The 25450-nt window shown below is 68.4% G+C and carries 28 protein-coding genes; 8 read left to right on the top strand and 20 right to left on the bottom strand.

All coding sequences use genetic code 11. The features are described from left to right. Positions 1–93: 93 nt before the first annotated feature. Together ACWD3E_RS28905 and ACWD3E_RS28910 are read right to left on the bottom strand one after the other, a co-directional pair. Positions 94–261 carry a hypothetical protein gene (locus ACWD3E_RS28905; RefSeq protein ID WP_451390503.1) on the bottom strand — a complete coding sequence of 56 codons (168 nt, stop codon included), beginning with the start codon at positions 259–261 and terminating at the stop codon, positions 94–96. A gap of 183 nt (positions 262–444) precedes the next feature. Continuing rightward, positions 445–939, bottom strand: coding sequence for a MarR family winged helix-turn-helix transcriptional regulator (locus ACWD3E_RS28910; protein WP_451390504.1), 495 nt, complete (start codon positions 937–939; stop codon positions 445–447). Between the two features lie 160 nt (positions 940–1099). On the opposite strand from ACWD3E_RS28910, the gene ACWD3E_RS28915 reads away from it, so the two are divergent. The 3 genes from ACWD3E_RS28915 (at position 1100) to ACWD3E_RS28925 (ending at position 3683) form a co-directional block, all read left to right on the top strand. Continuing rightward, positions 1100–1531, top strand: a complete 432-nt coding sequence (locus tag ACWD3E_RS28915; protein ID WP_451390505.1) for a DUF6069 family protein — start codon at positions 1100–1102, stop codon at positions 1529–1531. A gap of 202 nt (positions 1532–1733) precedes the next feature. Beyond that, the gene (locus ACWD3E_RS28920) at positions 1734–1937 is read left to right on the top strand and encodes a cold-shock protein (protein WP_055710303.1); all 204 of its coding nucleotides are present in this window, start codon (positions 1734–1736) and stop codon (positions 1935–1937) included. A gap of 87 nt (positions 1938–2024) precedes the next feature. Further along, the gene (locus ACWD3E_RS28925; RefSeq protein ID WP_451390506.1) at positions 2025–3683 is read left to right on the top strand and encodes a DEAD/DEAH box helicase; all 1659 of its coding nucleotides are present in this window, start codon (positions 2025–2027) and stop codon (positions 3681–3683) included. 195 nt (positions 3684–3878) lie between these two features. Here the strand turns inward: ACWD3E_RS28925 and ACWD3E_RS28930 are convergent, their stop codons facing one another. After that, positions 3879–4658, bottom strand: coding sequence for an AraC family transcriptional regulator (locus tag ACWD3E_RS28930; protein ID WP_451390507.1), 780 nt, complete (start codon positions 4656–4658; stop codon positions 3879–3881). Positions 4659–4759: 101 nt separating this feature from the next. On the opposite strand from ACWD3E_RS28930, the gene ACWD3E_RS28935 reads away from it, so the two are divergent. Then, entirely contained in the window at positions 4760–5566 is an 807-nt protein-coding gene (locus tag ACWD3E_RS28935) for a sulfite exporter TauE/SafE family protein (protein WP_451390508.1), read from the top strand. 48 nt (positions 5567–5614) lie between these two features. On the opposite strand, the gene ACWD3E_RS28940 is transcribed toward ACWD3E_RS28935, so the two are convergent. The 5 genes from ACWD3E_RS28940 to ACWD3E_RS28960 form a co-directional block, all read right to left on the bottom strand. Next, entirely contained in the window at positions 5615–7519 is a 1905-nt protein-coding gene (locus ACWD3E_RS28940; protein ID WP_451390560.1) for a PAS domain S-box protein, read from the bottom strand. Between the two features lie 308 nt (positions 7520–7827). Then, complete coding sequence (gene ppk2 / locus ACWD3E_RS28945; RefSeq protein ID WP_451390509.1) at positions 7828–8631, bottom strand: polyphosphate kinase 2; 804 nt, start codon at positions 8629–8631, stop codon at positions 7828–7830. Positions 8632–8825: 194 nt separating this feature from the next. Next, positions 8826–9185 (bottom strand): hypothetical protein, encoded by a 360-nt coding sequence (locus tag ACWD3E_RS28950; protein WP_451390510.1) that lies wholly within the window; start codon positions 9183–9185, stop codon positions 8826–8828. 56 nt (positions 9186–9241) lie between these two features. Next, positions 9242–9406 carry a hypothetical protein gene (locus ACWD3E_RS28955; protein WP_451390511.1) on the bottom strand — a complete coding sequence of 55 codons (165 nt, stop codon included), beginning with the start codon at positions 9404–9406 and terminating at the stop codon, positions 9242–9244. A 110-nt stretch (positions 9407–9516) separates the two neighbouring features. Further along, entirely contained in the window at positions 9517–10398 is an 882-nt protein-coding gene (locus ACWD3E_RS28960) for a squalene/phytoene synthase family protein (protein WP_451390512.1), read from the bottom strand. 93 nt (positions 10399–10491) lie between these two features. Here ACWD3E_RS28960 and ACWD3E_RS28965 point away from each other — a divergent pair, with 93 nt between their 5' ends. Then, positions 10492–12000: a DUF4246 domain-containing protein gene (locus ACWD3E_RS28965; protein WP_451390513.1), complete on the top strand. Its 1509-nt coding sequence runs from the start codon at positions 10492–10494 to the stop codon at positions 11998–12000. 426 nt (positions 12001–12426) lie between these two features. On the opposite strand, the gene ACWD3E_RS28970 is transcribed toward ACWD3E_RS28965, so the two are convergent. The 10 genes from ACWD3E_RS28970 to ACWD3E_RS29015 form a co-directional block, all read right to left on the bottom strand. After that, positions 12427–13656: an FUSC family protein gene (locus ACWD3E_RS28970; RefSeq protein ID WP_451390561.1), complete on the bottom strand. Its 1230-nt coding sequence runs from the start codon at positions 13654–13656 to the stop codon at positions 12427–12429. Positions 13657–13742: 86 nt separating this feature from the next. Then, the gene (locus ACWD3E_RS28975; RefSeq protein ID WP_451390514.1) at positions 13743–14159 is read right to left on the bottom strand and encodes an SsgA family sporulation/cell division regulator; all 417 of its coding nucleotides are present in this window, start codon (positions 14157–14159) and stop codon (positions 13743–13745) included. Between the two features lie 83 nt (positions 14160–14242). Beyond that, positions 14243–14527, bottom strand: a complete 285-nt coding sequence (locus ACWD3E_RS28980; RefSeq protein ID WP_451390515.1) for a hypothetical protein — start codon at positions 14525–14527, stop codon at positions 14243–14245. Positions 14528–15111: 584 nt separating this feature from the next. Beyond that, the gene (locus ACWD3E_RS28985; protein WP_451390516.1) at positions 15112–15534 is read right to left on the bottom strand and encodes a CBS domain-containing protein; all 423 of its coding nucleotides are present in this window, start codon (positions 15532–15534) and stop codon (positions 15112–15114) included. 380 nt (positions 15535–15914) lie between these two features. Then, positions 15915–17000, bottom strand: coding sequence for a DUF5954 family protein (locus ACWD3E_RS28990; RefSeq protein WP_451390517.1), 1086 nt, complete (start codon positions 16998–17000; stop codon positions 15915–15917). Between the two features lie 231 nt (positions 17001–17231). After that, positions 17232–17567, bottom strand: a complete 336-nt coding sequence (locus ACWD3E_RS28995; protein WP_451390562.1) for a hypothetical protein — start codon at positions 17565–17567, stop codon at positions 17232–17234. Positions 17568–17672: 105 nt separating this feature from the next. After that, positions 17673–18140: a MarR family winged helix-turn-helix transcriptional regulator gene (locus ACWD3E_RS29000; RefSeq protein ID WP_451390518.1), complete on the bottom strand. Its 468-nt coding sequence runs from the start codon at positions 18138–18140 to the stop codon at positions 17673–17675. A 63-nt stretch (positions 18141–18203) separates the two neighbouring features. Beyond that, positions 18204–18401, bottom strand: coding sequence for a hypothetical protein (locus tag ACWD3E_RS29005; protein ID WP_451390519.1), 198 nt, complete (start codon positions 18399–18401; stop codon positions 18204–18206). Continuing rightward, the gene (locus tag ACWD3E_RS29010; RefSeq protein WP_451390520.1) at positions 18398–18793 is read right to left on the bottom strand and encodes a hypothetical protein; all 396 of its coding nucleotides are present in this window, start codon (positions 18791–18793) and stop codon (positions 18398–18400) included. Before ACWD3E_RS29010 ends, ACWD3E_RS29005 begins: the two co-directional genes overlap by 4 nt. Before the next feature lie 100 nt (positions 18794–18893). Further along, positions 18894–19496 (bottom strand): hypothetical protein, encoded by a 603-nt coding sequence (locus ACWD3E_RS29015; protein ID WP_451390521.1) that lies wholly within the window; start codon positions 19494–19496, stop codon positions 18894–18896. Between the two features lie 251 nt (positions 19497–19747). On the opposite strand from ACWD3E_RS29015, the gene ACWD3E_RS29020 reads away from it, so the two are divergent. Continuing rightward, positions 19748–21196, top strand: coding sequence for a (2,3-dihydroxybenzoyl)adenylate synthase (locus ACWD3E_RS29020; protein ID WP_451390522.1), 1449 nt, complete (start codon positions 19748–19750; stop codon positions 21194–21196). Here ACWD3E_RS29020 and ACWD3E_RS29025 read toward each other — a convergent pair. Further along, entirely contained in the window at positions 21094–21888 is a 795-nt protein-coding gene (locus ACWD3E_RS29025) for an SDR family NAD(P)-dependent oxidoreductase (protein WP_451390523.1), read from the bottom strand. The two genes, ACWD3E_RS29020 and ACWD3E_RS29025, sit on opposite strands and share 103 nt — an antisense overlap. Positions 21889–22367: 479 nt before the next feature. Between ACWD3E_RS29025 and ACWD3E_RS29030 the strand changes: the two genes are divergently transcribed. Both ACWD3E_RS29030 and ACWD3E_RS29035 read left to right on the top strand, forming a co-directional pair. Continuing rightward, the gene (locus tag ACWD3E_RS29030; protein ID WP_451390524.1) at positions 22368–23546 is read left to right on the top strand and encodes a PP2C family protein-serine/threonine phosphatase; all 1179 of its coding nucleotides are present in this window, start codon (positions 22368–22370) and stop codon (positions 23544–23546) included. Positions 23547–23831: 285 nt separating this feature from the next. Next, positions 23832–24557: an FAD binding domain-containing protein gene (locus ACWD3E_RS29035; protein WP_451390525.1), complete on the top strand. Its 726-nt coding sequence runs from the start codon at positions 23832–23834 to the stop codon at positions 24555–24557. Between the two features lie 85 nt (positions 24558–24642). Here ACWD3E_RS29035 and ACWD3E_RS29040 read toward each other — a convergent pair whose 3' ends face one another. Next, on the bottom strand, positions 24643–25422 hold the full coding sequence (locus ACWD3E_RS29040) for a VOC family protein (RefSeq protein WP_451390526.1): 780 nt from the start codon (positions 25420–25422) through the stop codon (positions 24643–24645). Between the last annotated feature and the right edge of the window lie 28 nt (positions 25423–25450).

The following is a 25450-nucleotide window of genomic DNA, read 5'->3' on the forward strand; positions in this document are numbered from 1 at the left end:
CGGGCTCGGTCTCGATGGTGATCGAGGCGTGCAGCCGGCGTACCCAGCAGGTGCAGCCGCACGGCGCCTCACCTCTCCTTGCCCTGTCGCGTCCTACCGTTCGGCGAGGAGGTACGCCGACATCTCCATGGACGCCTCGACCACCTGGTAGGCGGGCTTGTGCCACGGTCTGCCGTCCGTCAGGTCGTCGTTCGGTCGGCGCGTGGCGCGTATTTGGGGCTGCCGGAGACGCTGGTCCGGTTCCTCGTGATGATGAACCATCTCTGCCTCCCTACGGGAACGCGGCGCGGCCCTGGACAACCTCACCCTAAGGTTGCTGTTAAAGGTGTGCACCCTGGGGTGAATGGGGCCAACGGGCGGCTGGGGCGGACGGTGGCCGCCTTCCCGTCGAGGCCTCGTGTGCCGCGGCGACTCGCGTCTGCGGCAAGATCGGCCGGACAGGCCCTAGTTCCCGGGGCAGCCCTCGGACGAGGTGGCGAGCGAGCCGACGGTTGCGGCCAGGGCTGCGAAGCCTTCGCTGCCGAGGGGTTCGAGGAGTCGCTGGCGCAGTGCCCCGGCGAGGGTCCGGGCGGCGGAGGCTGCCACATCGGCGCCGGCCGCAGTGAGCGCGGCCAAGTTCACCCGGCGGTCCGACGGTGAGGGGTGACGCTCGACGAGGCCGGCCTCGGCAAGTCGGTCGACGACCTTGGTGGTGCCCGCGGTGGAGAACCCGAGCACCTTGGTGAGCTGGTGCATCGGGGCCGCCTGGTCGGGCCTCATGGTCAGGAACCACAGCACCTCGAACGAGGACGGCGCGACCCCCGTCTCGGACTCCACGTCGGTGAGGAGCTCGTCCGTGAGCCGACGGAAGCCGGCGTACAGCGTGTGCCACTGGTCCAGCAGGGCGACATCGCCCGCGGTGCATCCACCCTGTCCGTCGGGTCGCGTCGGCTCCGTCACTCTGATGTGCTCCCGTCATCCCTCAGCGCGCGATACGCCCCCACAGGATAGTCGTTCATATTTACCTCACCAGCTAGCTAATTACTGGTGTTATATTGATGCTTCAATATTTTCGGAGCCGCACGGCTCCGCCCTGTTGATCCGCTTGGAAGGACCCGTCGTGACCACCGCCGACACCCTGACTGCTCCCGCCGTCCCTACCCGCACCGTCTGGGCCCGCGGGGCCGTCGCGGCCCTCATCGCCGCAGTCCTCGACGTCGTCGTGGCGCTCGCCGCGAAGGCGGTGTTCGACCTGGACTCGCGTTTCATCGGACTGAAGCCCGTGCCTGTGATCGCGGCCACGCTCATCACGATGCTGGCGGGCACCGGCGTCTTTCTGCTGATACGCCGCTTCGCCGCGCGTCCGGAGCGGATCTTCACCATCGTGGCGATTGTCTTCGCGGTGATCAGCGTCGCCTCGCCCCTCAGCCTGCTGGGTGCCTCGCCGTCCTCCCAGCCCGGCGTCAGCGACACCGCCGCCCTGTGCCTGATCCCCCTGCACCTCATCCCCGCCCCCGTCCTGCTGGCGGCACTCACGCGCCGCAAGGCCTGAACCGAAGACCGCCGGCTCCGCGGAACCCTGGCGCGCGCCTCGTTGATCCGGCCACGGGCCGCCGAGCTGTGCTACGGTCTTGGTGTTGCAGTTGTGGTACCCATGAAGCTATGTGCGCCTGACGGGAATGCTTCTCCTTCAGGCGCATTATTTGTTTTCCGGCATCTCCGGATGGGGCCTCTGCCTACAGAAGGAGAAGGTCATGGCACAGGGAACCGTGAAGTGGTTCAACTCTGAAAAGGGTTTCGGTTTCATCGCGCAGGACGGCGGCGGTCCCGACGTCTTCGCCCACTACTCGAACATCGCGACCCAGGGCTTCCGTGAGCTCCAGGAGGGCCAGCGGGTCTCCTTCGACGTCACGCAGGGCCAGAAGGGCCCGCAGGCGGAGAACATCCTCCCCGCCTGATCGCCGGACGCGTATCCGCTCACCGGGGTCCGCACCGTCATGGTGCGGACCCCGGTTTGTGCTGTTTCCAGGAAGGCAGATCACTGCATGTCCCGCAGGCCCCAGAAGTCGAACCGGCGTGCCTCGTCACCCCAACCGTCCGCGTCGTCACCAAGAGAGTTCCGGCTGCCGGAAAGCACGACCCCCGCTCTTCCCGCCGTCGAGGACTTCGCCGGTCTGGACATGGCTGCGGGGCTGCTGAAGACCCTCACCGCGCAAGGTGTGACCACCCCGTTCCCCATCCAGGCCGCCACGCTGCCCAACTCGCTCGCCGGCCGTGACCTGCTGGGACGAGGACGCACCGGCTCCGGCAAGACCCTCGCGTTCGGGCTGGCGCTCCTGTCCCGCACGGCCGGACTGCGTGCGGAGCCCAAGGCGCCCCTCGCCCTCGTGCTGGTACCCACGCGTGAACTCGCCCAGCAGGTGGCGGACGCGCTGACCCCCTACGCGACGGCGGTGAACCTCCGGCTGGCCACCGTGGTCGGCGGGCTGTCCATCACCAAGCAGGCCGGTGCGCTCCGGCGCGGTGCCGAGGTACTCGTGGCGACGCCCGGCAGGCTCAACGACCTCGTGGAACGCGGGGACTGCGTGCTCGACCAGGTACGCATCACGGTGCTGGACGAAGCCGACCAGATGACCGACATGGGCTTCCTGCCCCAGATCACCAAGCTGATCCAGCAAGTACGGCCCGACGGACAGCGCATGCTCTTCTCGGCCACCCTCGATCGCAACATCGACCGCCTGGTGCAGCGGTTTCTGACCGACCCTGTGGTGCACTCCGTGGACCCGTCCGCGGGAGCGGTGACCACCATGGAGCACCACGTGCTCCATGTCCAGGACGAGACCGACAAGAAGGCCGTCACCACGCGCATCGCGGCCCGTGACGGCCGGGTCATCCTCTTCCTCGACACCAAGAGGTCCGCCGACCGGCTCGCCAAGCGGCTCCTGGCCGTCGGTGTCCGCGCGGCGGCACTGCACGGAGGCCGCTCCCAGCCGCAGCGCAACCGCACCCTGGAACAGTTCAAGAACGGCCAGGTCACCGCGCTGGTGGCGACGAACGTCGCGGCCCGGGGCATACACATCGACGACCTCGACCTCGTGGTGAACGTCGATCCCCCGACTGACCACAAGGACTACCTCCACCGGGGCGGTCGCACGGCGCGCGCCGGCGGTTCCGGCAGCGTGGTCACGCTGGTCCTGCCCGACCAGAATCGGGACGTGACCCGGCTCATGTCGGACGCGGGTATCCGGCCCCGGACCGCCCGCATCAAGTCGAGCGACGCGGAACTGGCCACCATCACCGGCGCCCGCGAGCCTTCCGGCGTGGCCGTCACCATCGAGGTCCCCCAGCCGGTGACACCGACGTCGTCCCGCCCGGACCGGAAGACCGGCACCAAGCCCGGCAGGCGATCCGGCAGCCGACGCCGAAACGGCGGCGGGGCCAAAGCGGCGACAGCAGATGCCACCAGGACGGAGAGCCGGGGCTCGGACCGCCGGGCCGCGGCCGGGAAGACAGGGTCTGGTGGAGCGGGCGGCCGCAGTTCCGACCGCCAGTCCGCGGCCGGTGCGGCAACCGGCGCCGCCTCCGGCAAGGCTGTCCGCGGATCCGGCCGACGGGCCGTGGCCGGCGGAGCCACGGGCAGTGCTGTGAAGACCGGAGGCCGCAGCCTCGACCGCCGAGGCGGCCGACGCACCACTGCCACCTGAGCCGCATCGGGCAACGTTGGCCCTGGTGACGACCGTTCGCAGGGGTTCGCCCTGGGCGTGCGGGCCGACCGGCGGCGGGGCCGGGGCCCGCCGCCGGGGTCCTTGTGCCTGCCGCCGCCATCGGCCCACTGCCGGCCCGGGCGGGGCTTGGGTTGAGCGGGCCGAACTCGTCCATGCCCCATGGCTGATGCGGCACTAGAGGCCGTTGGTGCCATGACTCCTGTACGCCGTCGGCGGTCGACCGAGGAGCTTTTTGAACGCCGCCGTGTAGGCGGCGGGGTTGTCGTAGCCGAGCATGGTCGCGATGCGCGTGACGGGCACGCCCGCGCTGAGGTGCTGCAAGGAGTGCAGGACGCAGGCGCGTTGCCGCCACTGCGAGAAGCTCAGGCCGGTGCCACGCCGGAACAGGCGGGCGAGGGTGCGTTCGCTGATGCTGAGGGCCGCGCACCAGCGTGCGGGCGGCTCATGGATGTCCGGCTTCTGCAGGAACGCCTCGCACAGGCCGCGCAGTTGTGGCTCGGACGGCAGCGGCACATCGAGCGGCAGCGGGGCGAGGTTCCTGAGCTCGTGGAGGATGAGGGCGGCGACCGTCGCGTCGCGGCTGTGCTCGGAGTAGCGCGGCTCCATCTCGACGGCTTCCAGAACGAGGGCCCGTAGCAGGGGGGAAACGTCGACGGCCCGGCAGCGGGCGGGAAACCATGGCACAGAAGCGGGCTCGATGTAGAGGCTGCGGGTGCTGACCCCCGTCATGGTGACCTGATGCCTGGTCAGGGGCGGGATCATGACTGCACGGGCGGTGGGAATCGTCCAGCTGCCGTCTGCTGTCTCGACCTGCATGACACCGGTGGCCGCGTACAGGACCTGGGCGCGGCGGTGCTCGTGCCAGACGAGCAGGTGGTCATGTGGGTAGTCGGTGCCGATGGCCAGCACGGCACGATCGAGGTCGTCCACCTCCGCGACCGGGACATTGCGCATGCCGCGAGGTTACGTGGGACCACGCGGGCTGTCTGCTGCGCGTAGGAAACTGGCAATTCACCGATTGCCCGCCAAGCCTGGTGATCCATAGTGTTTCACCAGTGCTGACCTCGCTTTCCACTCTCTTGTTGTTCGGGTGCCTGACCGGCATCACGACCGTGCTCTTCGGCTTCGGTGGCGGCTTCATCACGGTCCCCGCCGTCTACGCCGTCCTGAGTGCCACGGCGCGTCCGGGACCGGACGCCATGCACGTCGCGGTGGCAACCTCGGCAGCGGTCATGGTGGTGAATGCCACGGCGGCGGCGCTGGCCCAGTGGCGTCAGGGCCGGCTGCGCCGCGCATACGTCTGGCCGCTGGCGGCGTACATCACGATCGGCGCCGCCGCCGGATCCTTCGCCGCCACGTTGATCGGCGGTACGGCGCTGCGTCTGCTGTTCGCCGCCTACCTCCTGGTGACGATCGCCGACAGTCTGCTGCGGAAAGGCTTCCTCTCCGTGGCGCACAAGACGCGTCCCGAGCCCCTTGGCCGGGGCACCGTCACCCTCGGCGGAACGGGCATAGGTCTGGTGGCCGCCGCCCTGGGCGTGGGCGGCAGCGTCATGACGGTCCCACTCCTGCGCCGCAGGGGCCTGCCCATGGCCGAGGCGACCGCCATGGCCAACCCCCTGAGCGTCCCTGTCGCCGTGGCCGGCACCCTCGTCTACGTCCTGGCCCCCACCACACCCACCGGCGCAGGACAGCTCGGTTACGTCGATCTCACCGCGGCCGCCGCCCTGCTCGTCGGATCGCTGCCCACCATCGCCGTGATGCGGCGAGTCACCGGCCGCGTCCCGGACCGTGTCTACTCGGCCGCCTACATCATCCTGCTCCTGGTCGTCCTGGCCGTGATGGTGGCCACGGTGGTCTGACGCGGCGATCCCAACCGGGTACGCAGGGGCGGGGTCGCGATCAGTGGCTCACAGCTTCAAGGTGAACCAGGTCGTCTTGCCCTCGTCGGTCGGCCGTACCCCCCAGCTGTCGGCGAGGGTGCGTACCAGGAACAGGCCGCGGCCGGACTCCTCGTCCTCGGAGGTGAGGCGGGGCTGGGGGAGGTGCGGGCTGTGGTCGCTGACCTCGACGGTGAGGTCTGTGGCGGTGCAGCACAGGCGCAGCTCGACGGGGCCCTCGGCGTGTTGAACCGCGTTGGTGAGGGTCTCGGACAGGAGCAGGAGGGCGTCGTCGGCCGGTACCGTGCACTCCCACGAGACCAGGGTCCGGCGCAGGAAGTCACGGCCGTCGGGGACGGAGGACGGGGTCGCGGGCAGCTCGGTGGTGACGGCGGCGAGCGGCGCCGCCGGGAGCTGGGCCAGCAGCAGGGTCACGTCGTCGTTGTGGCCCTCGGCGTCGGGGAGCAGCTCGGACAGCACATGGTCGGCGGCTGCCTCCAGGCCGGTGTCATGCAGGAAGAAGGTGTCCAGGACGGTGGTGAGTTGACCGAGCCGGGCCTCGATGTCGCTGCCGGGCGTCTCGATCAGGCCGTCGGTGTACAGCACGAGTGTCGCGCCGGGAGTGATGTCCGTGCAGGACTGTTCGTACAGGACGTCGCCGACGCCGAGCGGGGCGTTGACCGGCGTGGGCAGTTCCCGGACGCCGTCCCAGGGGCCGACGACGAGGGTGGGCAGATGTCCGGCGGAGCAGACCGTGACGGTACCGTCGTCAGGCGCGATGATCAGGTAGCAGCAGGTGACCAGCTGGTCGGGGACGTCCAGGTCGGTGACCACCGTGTCGAGGGCCTGCATCAGCTGGCGGGGCTGCATGCCCGTTTTGGCGAGCGCATGCGCGGCCGAGCGCAGCTGGCCCATCACGGCGGCGGCCTCCAGCCCGCGGCCCATCACGTCACCGATGAGGACCCCGACCCGTCCGGCGCCCAGGGGTATGAGGTCGAACCAGTCGCCGCCGACACCGGCGCCCTGGGTGGCGGGCCGGTAGCGGCTGGCGGTGTCCAGGCCGGGCAGGGCGGGTGGCGTTCCCATGAGGCTGCGCTGCAGGGTGAGGGCGATGTGCTGCTGCTGTTCCAGCAGGGCCGTCAACTCGGCCTCCGCGCGCTTGCGGTCGCTGATGTCGCGGACGATGGCGCACGCGCCGACGACTTTCCCGCTGGTGTCCCTGGTCGGCCACAGTGTGACGTCCACGTCCAGGAACGACCCGTCCTTGGTGACCCGCAGCGTCTCGAAGTGCTCGACCTTCTCCCCGTGCCGCAGCCGTTCCAGCAGTGCCCAGATGTCGTCCTGCATTTCGGCCGGGGCGAGCAGGGTCACATGCCGGCCGATGACCTCCTCGGCGGTGTATCCGTACAGCCGTGCGGCGGCGGCGTTCCAGTAGGTGATCTCCCCGTCGAGGGTCTTGGCGAGGATGGCATCCTGGGACGACTCCACGAGCGCGGCCAGTTCGTTGATGCGGGCCTCGGCCGCCTTGCGGTCGCTGACGTCGCGCACGGCCGCCGACACCAGCAGACCGTCCGTCGTCTCCAGTGGGCTCAGGCTGATCTCGACGGGGAACTCACTGCCGTTCTTGCGCAGCCCGTGCAACTCCAGCCCCGCCCCCATGGGGCGCACCTGCCGGTTGGCCGCGTAGCCGTCGCGGTGCCGGGTGTGGTGGTCCCGGAAGCGGTGCGGCACCAGCAACTCGACCGGTCGGCCGAGCAGTTCCTCGCGCCGGTATCCGAAGAGCGCCTCGGTCTGGGCGTTGACCAGTCTGATGATGCCGGTGTCGTCGACGATGACCATGGCGTCCGGCGCCGCTTCCAGAAGCCCGCGAAACCGTTCTTCGGCCGTCGAGGGACCACCCTGAGGCAGCTGGGCGCCGCACCGGCACCGCTTCATGACCGCGCGGTCCGCCGAACGTGTCGGCTCTTCCACGAAAGCATTCATCTCTTACCCGCCACGTCGCTCGCAATGGTGCGGACATCCCAGCGCAAGTGGCCCGCGATTGCCCCGACTTGTCGCGTCATGGATAGGCGGTGGCCGAACACGTTCGAACAGTGCGCGAACCGGTCCGTAACCCATCCTCGACTGAACACATGCAGTCACGTGCGGTGCCGTAGCCTCGTAGGGCCGGTCAAAGCCCGCATCGTCCTCGATCTCGCTACGCGCCCGTGGGTTCCTGTGAACCCGGCCCGGCCGTACGGAGTTCACAGCTGCGCCGTGTGGTCGGGAACGTAGGTGTACAGGTCACGGGGAGGCCGCTCATAGCCGGTGGACGGCGGCCTCTCGGGCAGCTCCAGCACCGGTGGCGGCACCTCACGGTAGGGGACGGACGCCAGCAGGTGGGCCATCATGTTCAGCCGCGCACTCCGCTTGTCGTCGCTCTCGACGATGTACCAGGGCGCCTCGGCGATGTCGGTGTGCACCATCATCTCGTCCTTCGCCCGGGAGTACGCCTCCCAGTGGGTGATCGACTTCAGGTCCATCGGCGACAGCTTCCAGCGTCGCAGCGGATCCTCCAGGCGGCGTTGGAAGCGCTCCTGCTGCACCGCGTCGCTCACCGAGAACCAGTACTTGCGCAGCAGGATCCCGTCCTCGACCAGCATCCGCTCGAAGACCGGGCACTGGCGCAGGAACAGCTGGTGCTCCTTCTCGGTGCAGAAACCCATGACATGCTCGACCCCGGCCCGGTTGTACCAGGACCGGTCGAAGAGCACGATCTCCCCGGCGGCCGGCAGGTGCTCGACGTACCGCTGGAAGTACCACTGCGTGCGCTCGCGTTCCGTCGGCTTGGGCAGTGCCGCGATCCGGGCGAGACGAGGATTGAGGTACTGGGTGACGCGCTGGATCGCTCCGCCCTTGCCGGCCGCGTCCCGCCCCTCGAAGACGACCACGAGCCGGGCTCCCTCGGCTCGCACCCACTCCTGCAGCTTCACCAATTCCGTCTGCAGGCGCAGAAGTTCGGTCTCGTACGTCTTGCGTGGCAGCTTCGTCGCCTTTTTGTCCGTCATGCGGCACATTCTCTCCCCGGCCCCGCCTCGCGTCCCGCAGCTTCCGACTGCGGCAGAAGGTTCGCCGGGTTGGCCGAGCGGTGACGAAGGCCTGTGCCGGCGAACGCTCTTCCAGCCACGGCAACGCCCGGCCCAGCGGATGTCCTGCTCGCTACGGAAGCTGGGCTCGCGGCGCAGGAGGCCCGTCCAGACAGTCAGACGGAGATGAAGACGTCTTCGTGGGCACCGTCGAGGACAAATCCGTTGTCGAAGTGGACGCGGACGGTCGCGCGGAGGCTCTGCTCCTGGTAGGCGATCCACTCGGCTTCCAGGGAGCTGATCTGCTCTTCGAGCTGCTTCCTGCTCTGCGGGGGCATCTGGAGGCCGAAGTCGTCGAGAAGCGACTTGAGCCGTACGTACTCGCGTACCTCGTGGCTCTGTTCCGGGTGCCGAGGCTCGTCGACCCGCTCGACGGTGCCCTCGGTGCCCGCTGCCAGGGCCAGGCAGCCGGCGACGGTGCTGGCCAGCCTGAGGTCCGCCGCCAGCCTCACCCGCTGGCCCACTTCGAATGCCATTGATCCTTCATCTCTCCGGTCCGTGTTGGTGCCATTATCAGGGTGGCTTCACCTGCCTATGTGTCGTGTGAGGGCACGCGCACCGCCAGCTCGGCTGCGAAGTGCCGTGCTCGTGCACCCCAGTCATGGTCGGTCGTACCGAAGTGCTGGAGGACATCCAGCAGCTCGTGTGCCTCTGAAAGGGTGAACAGCGGCAAGCGCGGCTCCTGCAGCTCCGGCATGCCGTAGATGGGATCAGGAAGTTCGTCCATGCCGGGCGCAACGGGCATCGGCGGCGCCGGTTACGGGTCGGCCAGTTTCAAGTCGCTCGAAGAGCCTCGCGTCTCCCTCACTACCGGCGCGCAAGAACGCGTAGGGTCCTGCCCAGCGGCGGGCTCACAGAACCGCGCAGCACCCCGGCGCCCCGTGCCAGCACCGCGTCCGCGGTGAGCAGTTCGATCTCCACCAGCGCGCCCGCGAGCCGTCGGCCAGGTGCCGGGGTGAGCGCCGGCAGCTCCCTCGCGGCCAGCAATGCGGCCCGGGCGGTGGTGACCTGGTCCGCGATCAGCTCCTCCAGGGCTGGGCCGCCGACACCGGCCCCCAGATCGTCGGTGACCGCAAAACGTTCCATCGTGTCGGCCGGGATGCCCACGTGTCCTTCCCGGACGTCCTCGGCGAGGTCGTTGACGAAATCGAGCCGCTGACTGCCGTCGATGAAGGTCCGGCACGCGGCCCGGTACCGCTGGTCGTCGCCGCCCGGCGCGAGCACTTCGGCGACGAGCATGAAGGCGGGGTACACGTAGGCGTCCACATAGGCCTGGTAATCGGCCTCGGTGGCGAAGCCCGCGAAGTGCAGTTCGGCCGTGGCGGTCGCCAGGTAGGTCTCCACGGTCCCGCGCAGCCGGGGATGGGCGGACACGGTGTGTACGAGCGCACGGAGCAGCGGTGTGTCACTCGTCCCCGTGCGCAGCGCCTCGCGCACCTGCGGCTCCCAGGACGCCCACACCTTCGCACGCTGGGGCAGGGGCCCGGTGTCCAGGAGATTGTCCCCGTGGTGCATCACGGCGGTCGCCGCGACCACGTGCGGAAGCAACTGCGGTGGCAGCAGCAGTCTGGCCGCCAAGTACGCGGTGCGCCGGTACCGTCGTACCAGGTGCCGCTGACGGTCGTAGTCCCCACGCAGCCCCGGCTCCCGGACACCAGCCGCGTCCAGGCTCTTCGTCCACCCTCGCATGGCATGGTTAGCGTCTGCGAACTGCCGGCTGCGGTGTCAGTCTGCTGAAGTATCCTTCCCGCCACCGCACACCGACTGGGAGGACCGAAAGAATTGACTGGCCTGTCTGCTTTCCCGCTGCCCTTTCATGCTTCCCGTTCCATATCGTTCGCGACACCGCGAACGCTGCGGGAACTTCAGATGATGCAGTGCAGCTCACACATTCGGGCGAAGCCGGGATGGTTCGAGAAGATGAACGATGCCGACATCGTCGCCAGGTGGACGCAGGAAGCCATCGCCCAGGGCCTCACCGAAGCGCAGGTTCGTTACGTGCTTGCCGAACTCGTGCATTACGCCGCGCTGCGGGACGAACGAACCGGCGTCGAGGTGTCCGCCGTCGACGGGGTGTGGCAGTCGGACACACTGGTCGACGACAAGCTCAGATCCCGGCTGCGCGAGGCGGTTCGGGTTCTGGAACAGGTCCCCGAAGCAGAACAGGACTGGCATCCCGGATCCGACGGCCAGGTACTGGATCTGGTTCATCCCTCACTGTTCTGCCTGGTGAGGGAGGCGAGCGGCGGGCCCGAGCGGGCTTGGCAGAACCCGACGGACCGCTACTCGAGGTACGAATTCTCGGAGAAATTCCAGTGGCTGCCCACGGACGTCGACGTCAGTGACGACGGCGATGTCGCCTTCCGTTCGTACGTCAACAACGTCCACCCCGAGACTCATCGCGAACTGGCCTCCGTCCTGCCAGACTTGTTCGCGCGTTTGCGCCCGCTGCTGGAGAACGTGCTCACCGATCTGCGCCATCCGCGGCCCCTGCGGATCGAGGCCGATCCTTTCGGGTGGTACGACTCGGAGCCGGAGTATCCGGACAAATCCTCCTACAGTGATGATGGGGCCTACGCAGAAGCCGTCCGTGCATGGGAAGAGGCCCAGGACGACTGGTGGGAAAACCGCCGCCCGGCCATCCCGGACGCCCCGGCCTTCACCTCGCCCGAGTTGCCTGATGAATCCGCTCGAGTCGACCTGCGCGGTCGCCATCTCCAGGTCATCGTCAAGCTCGCCACCATTCATCTCACTCCGGACAAGCCCGAGTACCCTGGCGGTTCCTGGCATGTCGAGGGGATGTTGAACGAGCGGATCGTCGCGACCGGCATCTACTACTGGGATAGCGAGAACATCACCGAAAGCCGGCTGAGTTTCCGGGCGGCACTCGACGACCCGCACTACGAACAGAATGACGACAACGGTCTGCGTGAGGTCTATGGCCTGGAGGACGAAGACGCACTGAACCAGATGCTGGGATCGGCATCGACCCCAGCGGGCCGCTGCCTGGCGTTTCCGAACATCCTGCAACACCGCGTCGGCTCATTCCGCCTCATGGACCACACTCGCCCGGGATATCGCAAAATTCTCGCGTTCTTCCTGGTCGACCCGTCGGAAAAGATCGTTTCGACATCCGATGTTCCACCGCAACAACCATGGTCCGACACCTCGACCATGACGCTCGAACAGGCCATGAATTACCGCGAACAACTCATGCAGGAACGCAAGTTCTTCGTCAACGAACACAACGAGCAGCTCTACGAACGAGAATTCTCCCTCTGCGAGCACTGAATCTCTTCTACCCTGAATACGTGCAGGTCGGCAGGCTCTGGAGGGCTCCCGGAGCCGTCGGCCGGTGTGCCGGGCGAAGATGGCGCTGAAGGTGCTCGTGTCCGCGTACCCGACGTCGGCGGACCCGAGCGGACTGCAAGTAGGCGAGCGGGGTCTGCCCGGCCTCCTCACCGAAGCGACGCCGCATGGTTCGTGTGCTCACGTGGAACGCTTCGGCGAGGGCGGGCAGGTCGGTCACGGCACATCTCGTGGACGAGCGGGGGCACCCTACGATGCGTGCCCGTAACGAGATGATCGCCTTCCTCACGGAGCGGCTCAGAGGGTGAAGGGCTCGGGTGTTGGGTGCATGTGGCGGTGCGGGGGCCATCGGGCGCCGTCAATATTGAGGGTCGGGCGGCCAGGCACAGCGTCCGTAGCCGAATTTCCCTAAACAGTCTGTGGGGAGAGGCCATTTGCGTGCACGAACGCGTGGTTCAGGTCGGCCAGGAGCCTTTCCACGTCGGTCATGAGGGAGCCGTAGAGGTGCCATGCGCCGGGCTTGGTGAGAGTGCCCCGGCCGATGAGGCTCGTCATGGTGTCGTGCCAGGCCAGTACCCCGTCGATGGCCTGCCGTAGCCGCTCACGGGGCATCGCGCCGGGTGAACCGGTCGGCCCGGATGGTTCGACGAACTCCCGGACGGCCGCTCCTGCCAGCCGCAGGGTTTCGGCATAGCGGTCGAGGAACTCGTGGCCCAGGTGGTGATCGGTATGGCCGTCCAGGGCGTTGTCTGCCAGAGCCCGGGCGATGCCGCGTACCTGGAGGGCGACCCCACGCAAAGCCCGGAATGCCTCACCGGAGGGCACTTCCTTGCGCGGGGTATGGGCCGCACAGCGTGTGTTCCACCGAAGGCTTTCGTCCGCCTGCCGCACTTGTTCCTCGGCATGAGCCAGACGTTTGTCCAGGCTGCGGGCACGGTGGAGCCAGCCGTGGGCCCTGGACCTGAGCTGCCGGTGCTCCAGACCGGCTCCCATGTCGCTCAGCAGTGATCCCATGGCATGGGCAAGGTCACGCACGGCGGATGCGGACTCATCCATGTACAGCGGAGGCAGGAGGACGGCGTTCACGACGATGCCCACGACGGCTCCGGTGAGGGTCTCCAGGACCGGGGACACGAGACTGTCCATGGGGCCGGTCGTCGTGGCAGTCAGCGCGATGACCGCGGTCGAGGCGATCTGCAGCCGATCATCGGCAGTGCGGCGGGGACCCGCCAGCACCGCGAGGAGGGCGATGACCACCACAGCGCCCGCAGTCGGCCCCAGCAGCCGGGCTGCCCCGAGAGCAACGGCCAGGCCGGCCACACGCGCTGCCACGCTGTGTACCGCCTTCGTCACGGACTGGTGCACCGTGGAGGCGTTGACCATGAGCAAAGCCGTTGCCACCGCCAGGAAGGGTCGCCCCGCCGGAGCCCAGGACTCCGAGGCACCCCACGCGAGCAGGGCCGCGATCAGCGTCTTGGCGCCGCTCACCACATGCGGGGACTGACGGGCCCGGAGCGCGCGCGTGAGGCGACCTGCCAGTAGTGGCACCTTCAATGGAGCAGGCTCTGGCAAAATGGTTGAAAACTGCACGATCTCGATGATTGCACCTTTTCTCCCTATTGACCCCGTGATGTCCATCACGACAACTCCGTCACAAGAAGCCGGCACGCGCATCAGTGCATGCTAGAAGGGTGCTTTCGTGGCGCGGTGGCGCATCGGGCAGTTCAGGCTGTCTCTCCCAGGAGCCCGCACAACTCGTCTTCCAAGTCGAGCAGTTGCGATTCCTGACCTCTTGGAACCGTCTGGTAGGTCCGCTCCAGCCATCGTTTCACCCCGGCCAAGGGGGCGCGGAGCAGGGCCTGTCCGTCCGGCACGGACAAAGCCAGGCACAGGACGCGTCGCCGGCCTGCGCGGGTCGGCCAGATCCGCACGTCGCCGTCTCCGGACGGCCGGACTGTGCCCATGGCGAGCAGGTCGCGAGCGAACACCCATGTGGTTCTGGTGTCGGGGCCGGTGTGGAAGTCGACGTAGACGGCATAGGGGTCATGCGGGCTGTACCACAGACGGGTCGCTACACCGATGCTGGAGCCTGGTGCGACCACCAGGCGCATCTCGCATTCCTGCTCGACGAAGATCTCCATGGCGTTGCTTCTCTCGATGTACTACGGCTGGTGGCTGACCTGCCGAAGGTGAGTGCCCTGCACGAGCGGCCCTTTCAACGCGGTCAGTCACGCGCCTGGCGGTGCAGACCGTGGTGGGCGTCCCCTCGGAGGGAAAGACCCTGGTGGTCACGCATCCAGTAGACCTGCCCGAGGACCCAGGCGCGGCGAGCGTCGGCGTGGACACCGTGGTCGTGGGCGTCGGCAAACTGCACGGAATGCGTAACGGCGGCGGACTCGTTGCCGGCGCGATGGTTGGCTGCTGACGCAGGGCCCGCTGCGATGAGGAGTGCGGCCGTTGTGACAGAGGCGGCCGTGAGGGCGGTGCGACGGGTGATCTTGTGTGCCATGACATTTCCTCCTTGCTCAGGCACTGACGAGGCTACGTCGATGTAGTTGAAGCGCGAACCATATTTGGTGTGATGTGCGCCATGGGTTGAATATCCGTTTCGGTGGAATTTTTCGGCATCGCACCGCTTGCGGGATGGCGCTCATGGCGGGGTGAGGGGCGGCGGTAGCCGCTCGGTCATGGTCGACCTCCGCGGAAGCGCCATCTCCAGGGCACGCAGGGGGAGTTCGTGTTCGTGTGGTCAGCCACCTGTCGGCCGATGACCACCCGCGAGAAGACGTTCAGGACGAATGGGACTGCTTCCACACCCCTTGCGCCGTGGCACACGAGTGATCAGGCGGGCGCCACACGTGCCGGCGGAGTCGGCGCGAAGATGCGGTTACCCCTGTAGAACAACACGACGCCTCGGCAACCCAGCTCGTCCGAGAGGACGTCGTCGAGCAGATGCGACTCAGCGAGGCGTCGTGCAGCACGGCGGAGATCATCTTGGAGTCCGGCCATGGTTCGGCGGTGGCGACGCGGTGTCCGCGTCGCTGATCAGGGATCCCTAGAACGACGCGGGGAGGTGTGCTGCATCCTCCAGGATCACCGTGCGTATACCCGGTGGACGAACTCCGTGAGCTGGTCGTCGGAGAGATGCTGGGCGATGTCGGTCTCGCTGATCATTCCGACCATTCGCTTGTTCTCGACCACAGGGAGGCGCTTGATCTGGTGGCTCGCCATCTCCTGCAGGGCCTCAGAGATGTCGGCAGCCGCGTCGATCCAGCGCGGCGTGCCCTCGCACAGGTCACCGCACGTCATCCGCGCGGGGTCGTGACCTGAAGCGACGCACTTCACCACGATGTCGCGGTCGGTGATGATGCCGATCATCCGGTCGTGATTGTTGGGGTCGCTGACCGGAAGCGCGCCCACCTCGTGGTCCCGCATCATCTGCGCCGCGCGGTCCAGCGTCTCGTGCTGGGGTATCCACTGGGCACCCGGGTGCATGATGTCCTTCGCAGTCGTCATCGCTCGTCCCTCCATCTGCATCTGCATCTGCCGCGTCGTCGGGGTGCATGTGGGCGTGCGAGCTGGTGGTGGGCCTGGCGCCTCACATGACGGTGCCGGTACGGGCGGATCGCTGAAGCCAGCCACCCCTCCGGGGAATACCGGTTCGTGGGAGTGGATTGCCGCAGCCGTCGGCTGACAAAGGCCCGGGCCGTGTCGGCAGACGTTCCCGATGGCGGCGCTGGTGGCGCGCACGCACACACCCATTGCCCCAGGCAAGGCCTTCAACCATGCTGCACGAGGCGCGATGCGCTGTCTTGTTGGCCCTTCAAACGGTGGCCGGACGAGCCGGACGCTGATGACGGAGCCGGCTTCGTGGCATTCTGGCGTGCCTGCCAGGCTCAGTCTTCAGCGTCTTCGTAGTGGATGTTGCCGTCCTCGTCGAGCACGGGATGGATGCGATCGGGGGCATGACCGTTGTCGTCGGACGGACGCGGCCCTTCGGGCCCGTCGGGTCCCCAGCGCAGGAGGCGGCGGGTGCGGGCGATCCGGTAGACGGTGTCCAGGACCTCCAGCTGGTTGACCCGTCCGGTGCGCAGCCGGTCGGCGGCCTCGGCGTACGCGGTCAGCTCTGCGTCCGCGGAGCCGGCGTTCTCGGCAACCTCGGTACGGGCGTCCACATGCCGGTCGGCGTCCACAGGGATGAGCCCGCGCTGGCGCGGCTCGAGCCACGTCAGGAAGAAGTCCAGCGTCTTGCGTGCGCCATGCGCACTGGCGTGTGGGCGACTGACCGGCTGCCACCCAGGGCTGTCCTTCTCTACGACTGTGAACGTCGCGGGCAGCAGCAGGACGTCGGGGTGGGTCTTCAACGCCCGGCGCGATTCGCTGCGTACGGCATCGGGAAACCGGGAGCCGGTGTAGGCGAAACTGCGCAGTGCCAGCCGTTCCGCCGCCTGAGTGGGGGTGAGCGGCGCGTCCGGGTCCAGGACCAGGCCGTCGTCTATCGCTGCCTGCCTGGTGCCGGGGCTCCAGTCAGGGGCGAGGGGCTCCGGATCGGTCGGGCGTGGCTGCTCGATACCGTCGGCGCCCGCACCGGCGTACTCCTCGGCGCGCACGATCCGGTAGCGCGTTTCGAGCACTTTCAGCTCGTCGACGCGCTCCCTCTCCAGCCGGGCAACCGCCGCCAGCAGAGCACGACGCTCCGCCCTGTCCTGGGCCTCGTCCCTCGCGCGGAACCACAGCAGCGAATTCAGGCTGTCGCGCGCCATCTGCGGGCAGTTGGCCGACACCGCGACCACCACCCGCCACCGCTGCCCGTCGTCGGCGTTCTGGGCGGCGACACCGAACAGCGGACCGCGGAAGGCCACAGCACCGGCCTGTACGGCGGCGTCGACTGCGTCGGCCTCCACCGCGGCCTCGACCGGTTCCACCGGAACCCGCACCACCACCGGTCGCACACCGCCTGGCCCTACATCCCCAAGGTCCATGGCCCCATCCTGCCGACTACGGCATGCCCCCGACGCGGATTCCTCCGAATCTGGGCCGATCTGGCCGAATCCGGGACGCTCGTGGACCGGGTGGAGTCCTTCCGGCAGGGAGACCAGCGGCGGCAGCGCCACGGCGCCGCGATCCCGGCGACGGTGTGCACGCCCCGCACGCGAGCAGCCGTGCGGCCCAAGCCTGTCCCGTGGTGACGTAGTACCACCATGCCTGCGTGATCAGGTAAGGCTCGGGCCGCCGAACAGGAGCAGGCTCAGGCGGGTGCTGCCAGGCCCGGTGGCGTGGCTGATCACGAGCTCGGAGGCGACCGCCAGGACCACCGGGCCGGCCAGTGTGCCGTATTGGCCGTTCATCGCGCGGCGGACCGAAAGCAATGCGCGACGAACAGGCCAAGGGCAGCGGCTACCGTCGGCGCGATCGCCGTCCGGGTTCGCCGGCTTGCGCACCTTGCCGCCTTCGAGCGCGGTGCTCTCGGGGATGTACGGGAGCCAGTCCGGCAGGGCGTGGAATCCGCCGATGAGGTTCCAGACCTGCTGTGGTGAGGCCGGCAGTATGCGGCTGGCCTGCTGCGTCGGTTCCGGCGGCTGTTGGAGGTACGGCCCCAGGCCCCGCGCGGTTCTGGAATCGGCCTGGGCGGAAGTGAACGGGGGTGTTCGGTGCTACGGGCGTCCCGGCGGGGCGTCCAATGCTTCTACCGCCTCGACCAGCGGAGTCAGCTCCGGGTTCTTCGCGGCTTCGTCGAGCGCCTCCCGGAGGGCGTCGTCGTTGGTCGGCCGCGCCTCCTCCAGGAGCTTCAGACCAGTTTCCGTGACGTTGGTGTAGATGCCGCGGCGGTCGGTCGGGCACAGGTACCGGGACAGCAGGCCGCGGTCTTCCAGGCGGCTGACGAGGCGGGTGGTGGCGCTCTGGCTGAGAACGACCGCGTCGGCGACCTGCTTCATCTGCAGATGCCCGCCTTCGCCGTCGTGCTGCCGGCTGAGCACGTCGAGCAGCGAGTACTCGCGAACGCTCAGGTCGTGCCGGGACTGCAGGGCGCGCTCGATGTGCGCTTCGATCTTGCCGTGCAGCAGAGACAGAGCGCCCCATCCATTGGCCAGGGCGGTGAGCGCGGGGTCTGTGGCGGTCATGGGGTGCTGGTCTCCTTCCGAGTGTGTCTGGAGTACAGGATAAGCCGTAGAGTCAAATATCGGCTAAAGCCTATATAGAGCTAGCACAAGCAAATCTTGTGCGCGCAGCGGCTCGTAGTCGTGGTCGGGGAACAGGACGGGGAACAGGACGGGGAAAGCCTCGAACATGGCGAGGTCCAGGCGGTGGAGTTCGGTACGGGTCGAGATGTAGTGCCAGACTTCGAGTCCGCCGTCCCGCGGCGGTACGCGCGAACCGGTCACCTGACCCGCGCCGCCGAAGGGAGCCTGATCGAAGATCTCAACTCGGCGAGCACCCTCCGCTCGTCGGGGCTCAGTTCCTCGTCCGTCAGCGGAAGACGGCCGTCAACCAGGCAGTCGTGAATGTTCCCCAGGCAGAACTCGCCTCGAACCCGGTCATCCGCGGTGATCCATTCCGCGTGGTACTCGTCGGCCGCGAAGTGGTAGGGCCGCAGGATCTCGTCGAGCCGTGTGCCACAGCCGACTGAGATCCGATCGAGTACGAGGTCGGTATCGGCCGGCAGCGCGAGCCGCTCCGGCGTCAGGTCGGGGTCTGCGGGCCGTCGTTCCATCTCGATCTCGTCGCACTCGTCCAGTGCCGTGACGGCGCGTTCGCACCGCGTCCCATAGTCCATCCGACAGCCTCCTCGTCGAGCACTGCGGTGGTATGCACAGTCAGCGGGCTGCCGCTCGGCAGGGCGCTATCGCCTTCCGAGTCAACGGACTCGTAGGTCCCTAGTAGGGGCCGCCGCGGAAGAGGATGCTGCCGTGATGGCGCGGGCGGTCGCCGCGTTCGTGGGCCGCGTCGGAGCGGTCGGCCGGGGCCGAGCGCCGGGCGAGGGTCCGGAGGGTTGAGAGGCCGGCCAGCACCTGGTCCCGGTGGCGAGCGGACTTCATCCAGGCGGGCAGCCGGGCGAACATCCCCATGGTGGGGGAGGCGTGACGCTCGCGCAGCCGGGCACCCACGTAAGCGGCGAGAGCATCGACGTGCTCCTCGTCGTAGGCCCACAGGATCCGTCCCGCACAGTGGGTCTGAAGCCAGAGCGGACGCCGGAAGAAGGGGTCCTCGGTGCCGCCGACCACAGCCCCGACCAGGCCGGCGCCCCGCTGCTCGGCGGTCCGGTCCGCCACCGCGCCGCAGCCGGCGCAGCTGAGCCGGCGAGGCTGGAAGAGCAGCTCACTGAAGTACTTCGGCGATGTGAGACCGGGCAGGGGCACGACGAGCGCGCGGCCACCGCACTTCGGGCAGACAACGAGCACCCGGCTGGTGAACTGGACGAGCCACATGCCGTGGTCGTGGTGGCGGACCTGTTGGGGGTGCGCGGGCTGGGAGCTCATGACGAACACCATGCCAGGCCCGACCCTCCCCGGACGACTGATATGCCGCGGCCTCGGCCAAACCAGTCGTCGAGGCCTCGAATTGAGCCGCGACCATTCCTCCTGGCCCGCGGCGCACATTGGACCTTCTGCTGACTGAATTCAGCATCCTTGGTCGGGAAAGCGCATTGAATATAGGGGTGTTGACCGATTGAGTTGCCAAAGTCAAGGCGGAGGGGTTGCTTTCCGGCGCCGAGGAGGGAAGGAAGCGAATGACATCCATGCTCGGCGGCTGCACGCCCTGGCCCGAGGAGTTCGTCGACCGCTACTGGGCTGCCGGACACTGGCGTGGCAACACGCTGGACAACCTGCTGCGTGACCGGGCCCTGCAGTACGGGCCGCGGACCGCGCTCGTGCACGACGGCACCCGCATCACGTACGCGAACCTGAACCGGCGTGTGGACCGTATGGCCGCAGGATTCCGCCTGCGCGGCCTCCGGCCCGGGCAACGGGTCGTCGTCCAGCTGCCGAACGTTCCCGAGTTCGTCATCACCGTGTTCGCGCTGATGCGCGTCGGCGCGGTCCCCGTGTTCTGCCCGCTCTCGCACCGCGCTTCCGAGGTGTCCCATGTCGTGCGGGTCACCGAGGCCGTCGGCTACGTCGGCCCCTCGACGCACCAGGGCTTCGACCACACGGCGATGGCCGCGGACATCGCGGCCCAAGGGCCCTTCCTGAGGCGGGTGTTCACTCTTGAGGCGCCGGGCGCCTCATCCCCGTACGGTGGCCTTTCGACCGACCCGTCGGGCTGCCACTACTTCCCGCTGGGCTCCGTCGACGCCCCGCCCGAGCCGGCGTTTGCGCAGAGCGCTGACCAGGTGGCGTTCTTCCTGCTCTCCGGTGGTACCGCCGCGGCGCCCCAGCTCATTCCGCGCACCCACAACGACTACGCCTACCAGGCGCAGGCCGCCTCCGAGTTGGTGTCGCTCACCGAGAACGACGTGTATCTCGCCGCACTACCCGCCGAGTTCAACTTCACCTTCGGCTGCCCCGGCGTCGTCGGCACCCTCTCGGTCGGCGGCACCGTCGTCCTGGCCGAGGATTCGGGACCCGCCGAATGCCTTCCGGTCATCGGACGGGAGCGGGTCACCATCACGTCGTTGGTGCCCGCCGTCGCTCAGCTCTGGCTCGACGTACTCCCCACGGTCCAGGCCGACGTGAGCAGTCTGCGTCTCGTCCAGATCGGCGGCGCGCCCTTGTGCCGGGCGACGGCCGAACGGATAGGCCCCGAATTGGGCTGTCGCCTGCAGCAGGTCTTCGGGACGGCCGAGGGGCTGCTCACCCTCACCCGGCTCGACGATCCGGACGAGACCGTGCTCAGCACGCAGGGCCGCCCGCTCTCGCCCGACGATGAGATCCGCATCGTCGACGTCGACGGCAAGGACGTGCCCGACGGAGAACCCGGCGAACTCCTCGCCCGTGGTCCGTACACCCTGCGAGGCTACTACCGGGCGCCCGACCACAACGCACGCTCCTTCACCACCGACGGCTACTTCCGCACCGGCAACCACGCGTCGGCGCACCCCGGACGGCAACCTGGCCTTCACGAATCACCAAGGGATCACACCGTCTTGACCTGGCCGCCGTCGATGGTGAACTCGGCTCCCGTGATGTTGCCGGCGAGTGGCGAGGCGAGGAAGAGAGCCAGATCCGCGACTTCGTGAGGTTCGGTGACCCGTCCGGTGGAGATGCCCATGCTCTGCGGCACGACTACATCGATGGCTTCCTGCGCGGTGGTGCCGGCCTGGGCCGCCGTCGCATCGGCGAAGCCACCCGGAGCGGTCCAGAAGGGGGTGCGGACCGGTCCTGGGGCGATCGCGTTGACCCGGACGCCCCGCGGTGCGAACTCCTCGGACAGTGACTTGGTCAGGCTGGCCAGCCCGGCCTTGGCCGCGGAGTAGTCCGCGACCATGGGGAAGGGCAGGCGCGCGTTGATGGAGCTGATGTTGATGATGGACCCTTCGTCCGCGTCCAGCAGGTGAGGAAGCGCCGCACGGCTGGCTCGGACCGCGCTGAACAGGGTCATGTTGAAGATCCGTTGCCACTCGGCGTCGTCGATGTCCAGGAAGCTCGGACGGGACGTTGCGGTGCCCAGGTTGTTGACCAGGATGTCGACTCTGCCGTACTGGTCCACCGCGCGCCTGACGAGCGTGTCTGGTCCGTCTGCGGTGGACAGGTCGACCGGTACTGCGGTGACGCCGTAGCTCTCACGGAGCGCTTCGAGCTCGGGAGTGACGCTCCGGCTGCCGGCGACGACGTGTGCGCCTTCACGGGCGAACGCATCGGCGATGGCGAGGCCGATACCCTTGCTCGCCCCGGTGACGACGGCGACCTTGTCTTTGAGCCGAAGGTCCATGGCGCTCCATTTCTACTGTGATCACCGCGTATGTCGAGAGTACGCGGAACCGGTGCTCATCCGAAGTCGGCCACTCTGCTCAGTGGCACTGGGGCACCGGGTTCGGCACGCGTGGCGCGGGCGGAGCGTGGCGTGCCTCGCAGGATCCGCGTCACGGCGCGTTCGGCGTCGTATGCCGAGCGCCGTACGCACGATCCGCCATCCGGGTCGGCCGAAACCGAGCGGGGCGGTAAGACCGCATCCACACGGGGAGTCGTAGCCTCCGGTCGGGCGAGCTGTCGGAACATGCCGTTGAGTGGAGCAATCAGCGTCGGGCTGCGGTGGCGCATACCAGGCTGGACCTTCGGCGGTGTTGTGCGACAGGAGTCCCGTGTGCGAAGACCATGTAGGCGGAACCCTCCGGGATGCCGACCACCCGCGGGCAGGGCCGATCGGGCCGTTCTGCCCGGTCCCATGGCGTTGACTTTCTGGAGTAACGGGTGAGGAACGTACGTCCCGGCCAGGAGACCGAGGCCGGCATCGCCGCACGGACCAGGCTGTCCGCGCCTCCGGCGTGGATGCTCTGGCTTCCGGTCATGTACGTCGCGGGCGTTCTGGTGCTCGAACCGGTCACGCCCGTGGAGTGGCCGATCAGCTTCTTGCTGGTCGCCCTGCCCCTGGTGACCGCCTTCGCCTATGGGCCCGTCGTCGTCGGTGGCGCCGCGGTGTTCGCCGTCCTCCTCGAAGGGGTGCTGGCCGGCACTCCGTGCTGTGCGGGCCGGCCGGTCGGTTATCTGTGGGACCGCCATTACGTGGCCAGCTATGTCTGCACCGGCCTGGTAGGCATCCTCGGCACGATCCTGGCCGCCCACCGGATCCGCCGTGAGCGCACGCTCGCCGACGTACGTTTTGTGGCCGAGATCGCGCAGCGCGTCCTGCTCAGACCGGTTCCCCACCGGATCGGCAACCTGCGCCTCGAGAGCCTGTACCTCTCCGCCTCCGCGGAAGCACGTATCGGCGGCGACCTCTATGAGGCCGTCCCCACCGGGTACGGGGTTCGGTTGCTCATCGGCGACGTCCGCGGCAAGGGTCTGCTCGCCGTCGAGACCGCTGCCACCCTGCTCGGCGCGTTCCGCGAAGCGGCGTATGACGAACCCGATCTCCCGGCCCTGGTGAACCGCGTGGAGACGAGCATGCACCGCAGGGCGACGCAACTCGGCGGAAGCGAGGTGGGCGAGCGGTTCGTCACCGCTGTCTTCGCCGAGATCCCCACAGGCTGCCATTACGTCCGAGTCGTCAACTGCGGCCACCCCCCTCCGCTCCTCCTCAGCGCCGGCGATGTGCACGAACTGGACCGGGGGCGGTCAGCTCCGCCTTTGAACCTCGGCATGCTGGTCACGGACCCGCATCACGTCGACGTCTACCCCTTTCGGCCCGGCGAGCAGCTGCTGTTCTACACGGATGGCGTCACGGAGACGCGGGACGCGGCCGGTTCCTTCTACCCTCTTCTCCAGCGACTCCGTTCCTGGGGCCCCCTCCCGCCCGAGGAGCTGCTGGCACTGCTCCACCATGATCTGCTGGCCTTCAGCAACAACCGCCTGACGGACGACACCGCGGCCCTCGCCGCCTGCCTGCTTGCCGACGAGCCGTCCGTACCGCCCACATCACCCGCAGGATGAACCGGGGTTCAGCGCGGCGGCAGGACCGCACGAGGCGTCCCCGCACCGAACCGGCCGAACCGGCCGTGCCGGCCACACCGTGATCGCGTCGGCGTCGAGCGCAGCGTGCGGCACAAGGCCCTGAGTCATGGCAGGGCTTCACCGGCCCGGCACGAGGGCGCACGGCATCCGGACGTGAGCCCTGTACGCGCCCCCTGCCCGTGTGAGAAGACTGCGTCCTGTCTGCGGGCAGGTGGCCGAAAGCCTGTCCCGTACCCAACTCATGAGGAAGGCAGGTCGACCGGAGTGCTGTTGCGTCTGCCCATGTCCCTGTCCGAAGCGCAGGAGTGTCTCGCCGAGGCGGCCGTTCCGATCGGTGGCGCGACACTCGTGTGGGCCACCTGGCAGCGCGAGGGCTTCCCGGAACTGGCCATGTCGTTGCGCGACCTGCCGGATGCCAACGTCATCGGACGTGAGACGCTCGGCTCCGCCGTGGTTCTCAACCGCATCGACGACCGTGTGCCGGACGTACTGCGCCTGGCGGCTGCCACGGTGGGGACGGGGGCCGTGCGCCGTACCGCGACGGTCGGTGGCAATCTCGTCGGCAGCACGCTGCGCTGCCTGCTGCCCGGTGCGCTCGTCCTGGAGGCCCGGGCCAGAGTGCTGGAATCGGACGGTGTCCACGAGACCGACCTGGGCGAAGTGGTGGCCAAGCGCCCCGTGCTGCTCAGCCTTCACTGGCGTGAGCCGATCGCCTGCTCGTACCGCAAGCTGCCTTCCGGCCCGGACGGACGCCCACCCCTTGTCGTCGCATCGGCCCTGCACAACGATGACGGCGCAGGTGTCCGTCTGCGTGTCGCTGTGCGCGACGGCTACGACGTGTTCAGCGGCGCGACGGTCTGCAACACCGGCGCCGAGCGGGCCCTTCTGGCGCTGCGCGACACGACCTTCGGTGACCTTCCGATCGCTGCCTGGGAGGTCGTCCGCTCGCAGGTCATCGACCTACTGGGCGGTGACGGCTCGGGCTCGTAGCCGCCGCAGGGGCAAATCGGATCGTGCGCCGAGTGCCGACGTCGCCCGCCTCGCGGTTTGCGGGCGGGCGGGGCGCGGATGCGGTTTACATCGGGGTCGGCTTGATCATTGCGAAGGGGGCGCCCTGCGGGTCGGTGACCACCGTCATCCGGCCGGCCATCATGTCGAACGGCGGGACAAGGACCGTGCCGTTGCGCTTGACCAGGGCGTCCACGGTGGAGTCGACGTCGTCGACCGCGAAGTAGGTCAGCCAGTGCGCCGGGGTGCCCGGCGGGTCGTTGGCGAGGAGCGTGACGCCGCCGACCGCGCGGCCGCCGACTTGCAGGGTCCAGTACGAGTCCGTGCCCTCCATCGGCTCGATCTCGATGCCGAACGCCTCGCCGTAGAAGGCGGTGGCGCCGGACACGTCATTGGTGTGCAGCTCGTTCCAGGTCAGTGCTCCGGCCTCGTTGACCACTTGCGCGCCGGAGAACTCGCCGGGCTGCCAGACACCGAACACCGCACCCTGCGGGTCGGTGGCGATCAGCATCCGGCCGAGGTCACCGACGTCCACCACCGGGACGAGCAGGGTGCCACCTGCGCTGACGATCTGCTCCTGGGTGGCCTGGGCGTCGGTACTGGCCAGGTAGCTGGTCCAGACGGTCGGCGGTTCCGGCATCCCCTCGGGGGCCATCGTCGGGCCGATGCCGGCCGCCGCCTTGCCGTTCAGCTCGCAGACCGCGTACCCGCCGAACTCGGCCGGACCGGGCTGGCCCTGCCAGCCGAGCAGGTCGCGGTAGAAGTCCAGCGCGGCCTGCTGGTCCTTCGCCATGAGATCGACCCAGCACGGGGTGCCGGTCGCGTACGGAGTGGTGACTTCAGGCATCTCTTGCCCCTTTCTCGTGAGGTGTGTG

This window comes from Streptomyces sp. NPDC002676, from assembly GCF_053592455.1.

Coding starts and splice junctions, on each gene's coding strand:
- ACWD3E_RS28930 (WP_451390507.1), bottom strand. CDS start 4,658: ATGCGCAATGTCCCGGTCGCGGAGGTGGACGACCTCGATCGTGCCGTG.
- ACWD3E_RS29015 (WP_451390521.1), bottom strand. CDS start 19,496: ATGAGCTCCCAGCCCGCGCACCCCCAACAGGTCCGCCACCACGACCAC.
- ACWD3E_RS28970 (WP_451390561.1), bottom strand. CDS start 13,656: ATGGACATCACGGGGTCAATAGGGAGAAAAGGTGCAATCATCGAGATC.
- ACWD3E_RS28925 (WP_451390506.1), top strand. CDS start 2,025: ATGTCCCGCAGGCCCCAGAAGTCGAACCGGCGTGCCTCGTCACCCCAA.
- ACWD3E_RS29020 (WP_451390522.1), top strand. CDS start 19,748: ATGACATCCATGCTCGGCGGCTGCACGCCCTGGCCCGAGGAGTTCGTC.
- ACWD3E_RS29000 (WP_451390518.1), bottom strand. CDS start 18,140: ATGACCGCCACAGACCCCGCGCTCACCGCCCTGGCCAATGGATGGGGC.
- ACWD3E_RS28990 (WP_451390517.1), bottom strand. CDS start 17,000: ATGGACCTTGGGGATGTAGGGCCAGGCGGTGTGCGACCGGTGGTGGTG.
- ACWD3E_RS28905 (WP_451390503.1), bottom strand. CDS start 261: ATGGTTCATCATCACGAGGAACCGGACCAGCGTCTCCGGCAGCCCCAA.
- ACWD3E_RS28975 (WP_451390514.1), bottom strand. CDS start 14,159: ATGGAGATCTTCGTCGAGCAGGAATGCGAGATGCGCCTGGTGGTCGCA.
- ACWD3E_RS29025 (WP_451390523.1), bottom strand. CDS start 21,888: ATGGACCTTCGGCTCAAAGACAAGGTCGCCGTCGTCACCGGGGCGAGC.
- ACWD3E_RS29010 (WP_451390520.1), bottom strand. CDS start 18,793: ATGGACTATGGGACGCGGTGCGAACGCGCCGTCACGGCACTGGACGAG.
- ACWD3E_RS28960 (WP_451390512.1), bottom strand. CDS start 10,398: ATGCGAGGGTGGACGAAGAGCCTGGACGCGGCTGGTGTCCGGGAGCCG.
- ACWD3E_RS29040 (WP_451390526.1), bottom strand. CDS start 25,422: ATGCCTGAAGTCACCACTCCGTACGCGACCGGCACCCCGTGCTGGGTC.
- ACWD3E_RS28980 (WP_451390515.1), bottom strand. CDS start 14,527: ATGGCACACAAGATCACCCGTCGCACCGCCCTCACGGCCGCCTCTGTC.
- ACWD3E_RS28940 (WP_451390560.1), bottom strand. CDS start 7,519: ATGAAGCGGTGCCGGTGCGGCGCCCAGCTGCCTCAGGGTGGTCCCTCG.
- ppk2 (WP_451390509.1), bottom strand. CDS start 8,631: ATGACGGACAAAAAGGCGACGAAGCTGCCACGCAAGACGTACGAGACC.
- ACWD3E_RS28950 (WP_451390510.1), bottom strand. CDS start 9,185: ATGGCATTCGAAGTGGGCCAGCGGGTGAGGCTGGCGGCGGACCTCAGG.
- ACWD3E_RS28920 (WP_055710303.1), top strand. CDS start 1,734: ATGGCACAGGGAACCGTGAAGTGGTTCAACTCTGAAAAGGGTTTCGGT.
- ACWD3E_RS28985 (WP_451390516.1), bottom strand. CDS start 15,534: ATGACGACTGCGAAGGACATCATGCACCCGGGTGCCCAGTGGATACCC.
- ACWD3E_RS28955 (WP_451390511.1), bottom strand. CDS start 9,406: ATGCCGGAGCTGCAGGAGCCGCGCTTGCCGCTGTTCACCCTTTCAGAG.